The sequence below is a fragment of the Streptomyces sp. NPDC057616 genome, assembly GCF_042800575.1.
Classification (GTDB): Bacteria; Actinomycetota; Actinomycetes; order Streptomycetales; family Streptomycetaceae; genus Streptomyces.
This window is the reverse complement of the sequence record NZ_JBHVGU010000039.1, coordinates 50,974-60,274: the sequence shown is the minus strand read 5'-3', so window position 1 is coordinate 60,274 and position 9,301 is coordinate 50,974. Positions and strand designations below refer to the sequence as shown.

The 9,301-nt window shown below is 72.7% G+C and carries 8 protein-coding genes and 1 pseudogene; 5 read left to right on the top strand and 4 right to left on the bottom strand.

What is annotated here, in order from left to right:
* Positions 1–43: 43 nt before the first annotated feature.
* Complete coding sequence (locus ACFU97_RS36795; RefSeq protein ID WP_384265149.1) at positions 44–640, top strand: hypothetical protein; 597 nt, start codon at positions 44–46, stop codon at positions 638–640.
* Positions 641–683: 43 nt separating this feature from the next.
* Here the strand turns inward: ACFU97_RS36795 and ACFU97_RS36790 are convergent, their stop codons facing one another.
* The gene (locus tag ACFU97_RS36790) at positions 684–1,343 is read right to left on the bottom strand and encodes a CBS domain-containing protein (protein ID WP_384265147.1); all 660 of its coding nucleotides are present in this window, start codon (positions 1,341–1,343) and stop codon (positions 684–686) included.
* A 23-nt stretch (positions 1,344–1,366) separates the two neighbouring features.
* Positions 1,367–1,831 carry a cyclic nucleotide-binding domain-containing protein gene (locus tag ACFU97_RS36785; protein ID WP_384265145.1) on the bottom strand — a complete coding sequence of 155 codons (465 nt, stop codon included), beginning with the start codon at positions 1,829–1,831 and terminating at the stop codon, positions 1,367–1,369.
* A gap of 201 nt (positions 1,832–2,032) precedes the next feature.
* Between ACFU97_RS36785 and ACFU97_RS36780 the strand changes: the two genes are divergently transcribed.
* The gene (locus ACFU97_RS36780; RefSeq protein WP_384265143.1) at positions 2,033–2,251 is read left to right on the top strand and encodes a hypothetical protein; all 219 of its coding nucleotides are present in this window, start codon (positions 2,033–2,035) and stop codon (positions 2,249–2,251) included.
* A 30-nt stretch (positions 2,252–2,281) separates the two neighbouring features.
* Here ACFU97_RS36780 and ACFU97_RS36775 read toward each other — a convergent pair whose 3' ends face one another.
* Positions 2,282–3,982, bottom strand: coding sequence for a SulP family inorganic anion transporter (locus ACFU97_RS36775; RefSeq protein WP_384265141.1), 1,701 nt, complete (start codon positions 3,980–3,982; stop codon positions 2,282–2,284).
* Between the two features lie 232 nt (positions 3,983–4,214).
* Between ACFU97_RS36775 and ACFU97_RS36770 the strand changes: the two genes are divergently transcribed.
* The gene (locus ACFU97_RS36770; RefSeq protein ID WP_384265139.1) at positions 4,215–5,120 is read left to right on the top strand and encodes a universal stress protein; all 906 of its coding nucleotides are present in this window, start codon (positions 4,215–4,217) and stop codon (positions 5,118–5,120) included.
* A 27-nt stretch (positions 5,121–5,147) separates the two neighbouring features.
* Complete coding sequence (locus ACFU97_RS36765; protein WP_384265215.1) at positions 5,148–6,029, top strand: universal stress protein; 882 nt, start codon at positions 5,148–5,150, stop codon at positions 6,027–6,029.
* 5 nt (positions 6,030–6,034) lie between these two features.
* On the opposite strand, the gene ppk2 is transcribed toward ACFU97_RS36765, so the two are convergent.
* The gene (gene ppk2, locus ACFU97_RS36760) at positions 6,035–6,838 is read right to left on the bottom strand and encodes a polyphosphate kinase 2 (RefSeq protein ID WP_384265137.1); all 804 of its coding nucleotides are present in this window, start codon (positions 6,836–6,838) and stop codon (positions 6,035–6,037) included.
* A gap of 47 nt (positions 6,839–6,885) precedes the next feature.
* Between ppk2 and ACFU97_RS36755 the strand changes: the two are divergent.
* Positions 6,886–9,270 (top strand): annotated as a pseudogene (locus tag ACFU97_RS36755) (phosphoketolase).
* Positions 9,271–9,301 lie beyond the last annotated feature (31 nt).

Here is a 9,301-nt window from a genome sequence, read left to right as displayed (position 1 = left end):
TAGGTGTGTCCGTCCTCATTGCGCCGGTAAGGGGGTGTGACCGATGCGGAAGGTACGACGCGCAAAGGTCCTCGGATGGCGGTGGCGGCGCAATCCGCTGCGGCGGCGCAGTGACGTGGTGGAGGCGTGGATCGTGCTGGCCGCCTGGGTGCTCGCCGCCGTCGCGTCCGTGGCCGCCGGGATCGTCGGGGCCCGGGCCGCGCAGCACGCGGTGGACGGGGACCGCGCGGGCCGCCGTCCGGTGACGGCGGTGCTGGTCAAGACGGTGCCGGGCAGCGGACGCGACGTCGTCACCGGTGTGCGCTACGACCGCGTGGTGGCGACGGTGCGCTGGACCGACGTCCAGGGCGGCAGGGCGATGGTCCGCACGGGATTCATGAACGTGAAGCCGACCGTGAAACCGGGCAGCACGGTGCGGGCGTGGACGAACGGCCACGGCCGCCTGGTGTCACCCCCGGTGACCGCCGCCGAGGCGGCCACCCGCGTGGTGCTCGCCGGCACCGGAGTCGCCCTGGCCGCCGGGGCGACGGCCCTCGCCGCCGGATGCCTGGTCCGGCTGCGGGTGCAACGCCGCGCCACCGAGCGGTGGGGCGTGGAGTGGGATCAGGTCGGACGCCACTGGGGCCACACAACGGGCTGAGGCACCCCGAACCGGGACGGAGCCGGCCCGGGCCCGGCACCGCTCAGGCGGGGGACCGGTCCGGGCCGTCCAGTGCGAACTCCACGTCCACGACGCCCTCCACCGCCCGCACCAGGCGCGCGGCCACCGGCACCAGCGAGGTGTCGCGGACCCGGCCGGCCAGTGTCGCGACCCCGTCGCGGACCTCGACCGTCACGGAGGACTCCGGTGCGTAGAAGAGGTACGAGACGACCTCTCGCCGGATCTCCTCGGCGATCTCCTCGTCGTCGCGCAGGAAGACCTTGAGCAGGTCCGCCCGGCTGACGATGCCTTCCAGACGCCCGTCGGCGCCGACGACCGGCAGCCGCTTGACCCGTGCCCGCGCCATCTCCCGCGCGGCCTGCGCGAGGGTGGCGTCCGCACGCACGGTCAGCGCGGGGGAGGTCATCAGCTCCTCGGCGGTGAGGGAGCCGGCCTTGGCCAGATCGGACAGGCGCCGCAACTGCGTGTACCGGTCGGGGTCGCTGTCGCGGAACTCCTCCTTCGGCAGCATGTCGGCCTCCGAGACGATGCCCAGGACCTTGCCGCCGCCGTCCGTCACGGGCACCGCGCTCACCCTGCGGTCCTGCATGGCCCGCACGATGTCCTTGAACGGCGTCCCCCGGCCGACGGTGGCCACGGACCGGGTCATCACGTCGCTCACGATGTGCGGGGACCCATGCATGACGCCTCCTCGATCGCTCGGTCTCACCGATGGTTCCCGCTGCCGTAGGGCCCGTAGAGATCCAGCAGCCGGATGCGGGCCTCCTGCAGCCGGTGCGCCACGACCGTGCCCACCCACTCGGCCACGCTGCGGCCGAACTCGGAGTCCTCCGAGCAGATCGTCCGCACCGTGGTGGCGTCGAACTCGTACGCCCGCACCGGTGAGGACGCCTCGGCGCCCAGGTGCCAGGTGTGCGGGGGGAACAGCCAGGACCAGCCCAGGAGTTCGTTGTGCCCGAGGGACTCGATGACGGCGGCCCGGCGTCCGGGCACGCGCATGTCGAGGTCGACCGTGCCGGTGCGGATGATCCAGAACCGGTCGGCGCGACCGCCCTCCTCGAACAGCCGGGTGCCCAGCGGGAAGGACACCTCCCGGGCGAGTCGCATCAGCCGTTGCCGGTGCTCGGCGGACAGTGCCCGCGGCATGCTCATGGTGACGGGAGCATTCATGGCGTGCCTCCCAGTAAGGCGTACGGGTCTTCCACTGCCAGCCTGGCCCGGCCGCACATGCGGAACCAGGGGCCACCCGGCCCCACGAACGGGCCGTCCGGCGGCCCGCGCCACCCTGCCGGCACCCTGTGCCACGCCGCGCCCGGCGGTTCGATGGAGGTGAGAGGTCAAACCCGGTGCAGCGGAAGGAAGGGGAACATCATGGGTACGAGCCTGACGCCGGAGTTCTGGCGGCAGTTCGCCGTCCTCCTGGTGATCGCCATGGCCGTCACCTTCGTGCTCAGCGCGGCACTGGACGCGCTGTACCTGCGCCGGGTGCAGCGGCGCGCCGAGCGGCGTCCCCCGGGCGGCATCCCGCCGGCCCTGCCGACGACCCCCCGGCCGCTTCCGACCGCCGGCCGCCCGCTCGTGAAACGCTGACGCGGCCCGCCGCGAACGCCCCGCCGGACGCTAGGTGTTGCGGCACCACGCGCGGTACGCGGCCACCGCGGTGGGCAGGGTGGGAAAGATCATGTCCCTGCCCACCGAGTCGGCGAGGCCGTACGCCTCCAGCTGGTCCAGCAGGTCCTGTTTCACCCGCGCGAGCGCGAACACGACGCCGCGGGCGGTGAGTTCCCGGCGCAGCCGGTCGACCGCGTCGAGCGCCGTGATGTCCACCTCGACGTTCGCCTCCATGTTGAGCAGGAACCAGCGGACGGGCTCCGTCTGTTCGTCCACCGAGGCCAGGGCGCGGCGATGGAAGTTCTGGGCGTTGGCGAAGAACAGCGGCGAGTCGTAGCGGTACACCAGCAGCCCCGGGACGGTGCGCGCCTGCGGGTAGTCGTCCACGTCGTGCATGCCCGCGATGCCGGGCACCAGCCCCTCGACGGCGTCGTGCGGACGGGCCACCCGGCTCAGCAGCTCCGCCACGGACATGCCGACGGCGACCAGGACCCCGTAGAGGATGTCCAGGGTCAGTACGCCGGCCAGGCAGCCCAGTGCCAGGAGCAGTTCGCGGCGGCGGAAGGACGCCAGCCGGCGGAAGCCCGCGAGGTCGATCATCCGGACCGCCGCATACACCACCAGGGCGCCGAGGACGGCCGAGGGGGTGCTGGTCAGCAACGGACTGAGGAACAGCAGCACGGCCAGTACCACCAGGCCGGAGACCAGCGAGTACGCCTGGCTGCGGGCGCCCGAGGAGGAGGCGAGGGCGGTGCGGCTCGCGCTGCTGCTCACCGGGAACCCGTGCAGCACGCCCGCCCCGATGTTGGTGGTGCCCAGCGCCAGGAACTCCTGGTTGGCGTCCAGCTCCGCGCCGCCGTCCTCGGGCCGGCCGGTGAAGGCCCGTGCCGTGAGGATGCAGTCCGTGTAGGCGACCAGCAGCACCCCGAGAGCGGGCAGCACCAGGTGCGGGATCTCCGTGAGGTCCGGCACCGCGAACGTGGGCAGCCCGGCCGGGACCTTCCCGATCACCTTGATGCCGTACCTCTGGTCGAGGTCGAAGACGGAGACCGCTGCGGTCCCCAGCACCACCACCAGCAGCGGTCCCGGCACCGCGGGGGCCAGCCGCACCACAGTGAACAGCACGGCGAGGGCCAGCGCGGCGAGCAGCACCGTGGCGGCGTGGGCCTCTCCCAGGTTGCGCAGGAAGGACCAGAGCTGGGGGAAGAACTCCGAGCCGGTCGTCGGCACCCCGGTCAGCTTGGGCAGCTGGTCCACGATCATGATCAGCGCGACCCCCGCCAGATAGCCGATCAGCACGGGCCGGGAGAGCAGGTCGGCGACGAACCCCAGGCGCAGGAGCCGGGCCGCCAGGCACAGCAGCCCGACCGTGACCGCCAGGGCGGCGGCCAGCGCGGCGTACCGGCCGGGATCGTCGCCGACGAGCGGGCCCACCACCGCCGCCGTCATCAGCGCCGTCGTCGACTCGGGACCGACCGACAGCAGCGGGGACGAGCCGAGCACGGCGTACAGCGCGAGCGCGGGCAGGATCGCCCACAGCCCGGCCACCGGCGGCAGCCCGGCCACGCCCGCGTACGCCATCACCTGCGGCACGAGGTACGCGGCCACGGTCAGGCCCGCCAGCAGGTCACCGCGCAGCCAGGAGCGCCGGTAGCCGGCCAGCACGGCCAGGCCGGGTGCCGTACGGCGCCACCACGAGGCCCGGGACATGCGTCTCCTCTCGCCGCCCTGGTCACAGAATCCACCGCGCCGCCCCCGGCCGCGAGAGGTGGGGCGGCGATCGCCCAACACGCTCCGCGGATGGGGCCGTTCAGCCCATGGAGATCGCCGCTCCGGGACGCGAGTGTGGGGCCGGTCGGTCCCGGCCGGGGACCTGCGGCCCCTGCAGTGGCGACCGTCCGGGAGGCCACGCTGGACACAGGTACCGATCAGGAGGCGAACCATGGTGCGCACCGTTGTCGCAGGTCTGGACGGCTCGCCAGAGAGCCGCGCCGCGGTGGAGTGGGCGGCGCGCGAGGCGATGCTGCGTGACCTGCCGTTGAAGATCGTTCATGTCAGGGAGCCGCTCCCGGAGCCCATGGCACAGGCCCCGCTGGTCGGTGGCGAGACGATGCAGGACTGGTCCGACCGCGTCCCGCGCGAGAGCGCCGAGGGCGTCCGGCTGCGTCACCCCGGGCTGGTCGTGACCACGGAGCAGCCGAGCGGCCGGCCCGCCGAGGTGCTGGCCACGGCGGCCGGGACGGCCGAACTGCTGGTCCTCGGCTCGCGTGCGCTGGGCGGAATCGGCGGGTTCATGGTCGGCTCCGTCGGCCTCTCCGTCGTGGCGCACACCGCGCGTCCCGTGGTGCTGGTCCGGGCCGGCGAACAGGCCGCCGACGAGCACGAGCCGGACCCGTCCGGCGTCCCCTCGGCATCCGCACCCTTCCGGCCCGTCGTCCTCGGCCTGGACACCAGGCACCCCGACGACACGCTGCTGGAGTTCGCCTTCGACGCCGCCGTCCGGCGCGAGACGTCCCTCACCGTGGTGCACGGCTGGAACCCGCCGCCCTACTACGCCTACGGCATGTCGGGCGACCTGGCCGCGCACAACGCGGCCGCCCTGCGCGAGTCCACGGCCCTGACCGAGGCCCTGCGCCCCTGGCGGCAGAAGTACCCCGACGTCGAGGTCACCGAGAAGTCCCGGTTCGGCAGCCCCGCGCTGCACGTCGTCAACGCCTCGGCGGCCGCCTCGCTGGTCGTCGTCGGCCGCCGCGCGCGCCGCAGCCTCGTCGGAACCCACATCGGGCACGTCACCCACGCGGCCCTGCACCACGCCGCGGCGCCCGTCGTGGTCGTCGCGCACGACTGACACCAACCCTGAGGAGTCGGAACGATGATGGACCTCCCCCTGGTCGTGGGCGTGGACGGCTCCGAGCCGAGCCTGCGGGCCGTCGACTGGGCCGCCGACGAGGCCGCGCTGCACGGCGTGCCGCTGCGGGTGGTGTACGCCTCGCTGTGGGAGCGCTACGAGGGCGGCTCGCTCTCGGCCGACCTCGGCAAGCCGTCCGAGGAGGTGCTCGCCGAGGACGTCGTCGAGCACGCCGCCCGGCGGGCGCTCGCCCGCCGTCCGGACGTCAAGGTGACGCCCGTGGTGCTGCCCGAGGAGCCCGAGTACACCCTGGTCCACGAGGGGCGGACGGCCTCCGCGGTGGTGGTGGGCAGCCGCGGCCGCAGCGGCATCGCCGAGTTCCTGCTGGGCTCCGTCGGCCTGAGCGTGGCCGCGCAGGCCGACTGCCCCGTGATCGTGCTGCGCGGCAGCCACGACAAGCAGGCGGTGCCGGGAACCCATGGGCGGATCCTGCTCGGCGTCGGGGAGGACCCGGAGGAGACCCCGGCCGTCCGCTTCGCCGTCGACGAGGCGCGCCGCCGCGGCGTCCCGCTGGAGGCCGTACGGGCCTGGCGGTGCCCCGCGCACGAGACCACCGACCACCCGCTGATGGCCGGCGAGCCCGCCCGGCTGCACGAGGAGCGGGCCGTGAAGGCGCTGGAGGGCGCGCTGACGGGCGTCCCCGCCGACGCCGACGTGCGCCGCCGCACCGTCGAGGGCCACGCCCGCAAGGTGCTGGCCGACCTCTCGCACGAGGCCGACCTCCTGGTCGTCGGGGCCAAGCGCCGGGAAGGGCACTTCGGGATGCAGCTGGGCCGCGTGGCCCACGCGCTGCTGCACCACTCCGCCTGCCCGGTCGCCGTGGTGCCGCAGAAGGTGCGGGCGCAGTGATCCGCTTACAGGCTGGCCGTGTGGTCGGGAACGTAGTTCTGGAGATCGCGCGGCGTGCGCAGGTAGCCGGTCGACGCCGGCCGGTCCGGCAGCTTCAGCACGGGCGGCGGCACGTCGTGGTACGGCACGGTGCTCAGCAGGTGGGCGATCATGTTCAGCCGTGCCCGGCGCTTGTCGTCGCTCTCCACGACGAACCACGGCGCCTCGCTGATGTCCGTGTGGACCATCATCTGGTCCTTCGCCCGGGAGTACGCCTCCCAGTGGGTGATCGACTCCAGGTCCATCGGCGACAGCTTCCAGCGGCGCAGCGGGTCCTCCAGCCGGCGCCGGAACCGCTCCTGCTGCTCGGTGTCGCTCACCGAGAACCAGTACTTGCGCAGCAGGACCCCGGCCTCCACCAGCATCCGCTCGAAGATCGGGCACTGCCGCAAAAAGAGCTGGTGCTCCTCCTTGGTGCAGAAGCCCATCACGTGCTCGACGCCGGCCCGGTTGTACCAGGACCGGTCGAAGAGCACGATCTCGCCCGCTGCGGGCAGATGTTCCGCGTACCGTTGGAAGTACCACTGGGTGCGCTCGCGCTCGGTCGGCTTCGGCAGCGCCGCGATCCGTGCCACACGGGGGTTGAGGTGCTCCGCCACCCGCTTGATGGTGCCGCCCTTGCCCGCCGCGTCCCGTCCCTCGAAGACGACGACGAGCCGCGCGCCCTCGGCCCGCACCCACTCCTGCAGCCTCACCAACTCCGTCTGCAGGCGCAGCAGTTCCTTCTCATACGTCTTACGCGGCAGCGCCGCCTCTTTCTTCCCGGCCATGCCGCCTCCATCGCCCGTTGACACGTCGATGACTTCCGGAGTCCCTGATGCCCAAGGCCGAACACCAGGACAGCAGCACCGTACTGACCGACGAGGAGCTGCGCACCCTGGATCTGCACTGGCGTGCCGCCAACTACCTCGCCGCCGGACAGATCTACCTCATGGCCAACCCGTTGCTGCGGGAGCCCCTCACGCCCGAACACATCAAGCCGCGCCTGCTCGGGCACTGGGGCACCTCACCGGGCCTGAACCTCGTGTACACCCACCTCAACCGCGTCATCAAGGCGCGCGGCATCGACGCCGTGTGCATCTGGGGGCCGGGCCACGGCGGTCCCTCGGTGGTGGCCAACTCCTGGCTGGAGGGCACCTACAGCGAGACGTATCCGGACGTGAGCCGGGACGAGGCCGGCATGGCGCGGCTGTTCCGCCAGTTCTCCTTCCCCGGCGGGGTGCCGAGCCATGTGGCGCCGGAGACCCCCGGCTCCATCCACGAGGGCGGTGAACTGGGCTACTCGCTCTCGCACGCCTACGGAGCCGCCTTCGACAACCCGGACCTGCTGGTCGCCTGCGTGATCGGCGACGGCGAGGCGGAGACCGGGCCGCTGGCCGCCTCCTGGCACTCCAACAAGTTCCTCGACCCGGTCCACGACGGTGCCGTCCTGCCGATCCTCCACCTCAACGGCTACAAGATCGCCAACCCGACGGTGCTGTCCCGTCTGCCCGAGCACGAGCTCGACGAGCTGCTGCGCGGCTACGGGCACGCGCCGATCCACGTCAGCGGCGACGACCCGGCCACCGTGCACCGCGCGATGGCACAGGCGTTGGACACCGCGCTGGAGCGCATCACGCTGCTGCAGCGCTCGGCCCGCGAGGACGGGGTCGCGGAGCGCTCGCACTGGCCGATGATCGTGCTGCGCACCCCGAAGGGCTGGACCGGCCCCGCCGAGGTCGACGGAGTGCCGGTGGAGGGCACCTGGCGCGCCCACCAGGTCCCGCTGGCCGGTGTGCGCGAGAACCCCGAGCACCTGCGGCAGCTGGAGCAGTGGCTGCGCTCGTACCGCCCGCAGGAGCTGTTCGACGCCGAGGGCCGGCCCGTCGCCGGCGCCCTGGCCTGCGTGCCCGAGGGCGACCGCCGGCTGGGCGCCACCCCGCACGCCAACGGCGGGCTGCTCGTACGCGACCTGCCCATCCGCTCCCTGGACCGGTTCGCCGTCCCCGTCGACAAGCCCGGCACCACGCTGCACGAGCCCACACGGGTCCTCGGCGACCTCCTCGAAAAGGTCATGTAGGACACCACCTCCCGGCGCGACTTCCGCGTCGTCGGCCCGGACGAGACCGCCTCCAACCGGCTGCAGGCCGTCTTCGACGCCAGCGGGAAGGCGTGGCAGGCCGAGCACCTGCCGGTGGACGAGCACCTCGACCGGCACGGGCGCGTGATGGAGATCCTCTCCGAGCACACCTGCCAGGGCTGGCTGGAGGGCTACCTCCTCACCGGCCGGCACGGCCTGTTCTCCTGCTACGAGGCCTTCGTGCACATCGTCGACTCCATGGTCAACCAGCACATCAAGTGGCTGAGGACCTCCAGGCGGCTGCCCTGGCGCGCCCCGATCGCCTCGCTCAACTACCTGCTGACCTCCCATGTGTGGCGCCAGGACCACAACGGCTTCTCGCACCAGGACCCCGGCTTCGTCGACCACGTCCTCAACAAGAGCCCCGAGGTCGTACGCGTCTACCTGCCGCCGGACGCCAACACCCTGCTCTCGGTCGCCGACCACGCGCTGCGCAGCCGGGACTACGTCAACGTGATCGTCGCCGGCAAGCAGCCGTGCTTCGACTGGCTGTCCATGGACCAGGCCCGCGCCCACTGCGCCCGCGGGGCCGGGATCTGGGAGTGGGCGGGCAGCGAGAACGGCGGCGAACCGGACGTGGTCCTCGCCTGCGCCGGCGACGTGCCCACCCTGGAGGTGCTCGCCGCCGCCCAGCTGCTCCGCCGCCACCTGCCGGACCTCGCGGTCCGGGTGGTCAACGTCGTCGACATGGCCCGCCTGATGCCGCGCGAGGAACACCCGCACGGGATGAGCGACTTCGAGTACGACGGCCTGTTCACCGCGGACAAGCCGGTGATCTTCGCCTACCACGGCTACCCGTGGCTCATCCACCGCCTCGCCTACCGCCGCGCCGGCCACAGGAACCTGCACGTGCGCGGCTACAAGGAGTCCGGCACCACCACCACGCCGTTCGACATGGTCGTCCGCAACGACCTGGACCGCTACCGGCTGGTCATGGACGTCATCGACCGCGTCCCCGGACTCGCGGTGCGCGCCGCGGCCGTGCGCCAGCGCATGGAGGACGCCCGCCAGCGCCACCACGACTGGATCCGCGAGCACGGCACGGACCTGCCCGAGGTCGCGGACTGGACCTGGAACGGCTGACCTGCGGCAAAGGGGCCCTGTGGAGGCTGGA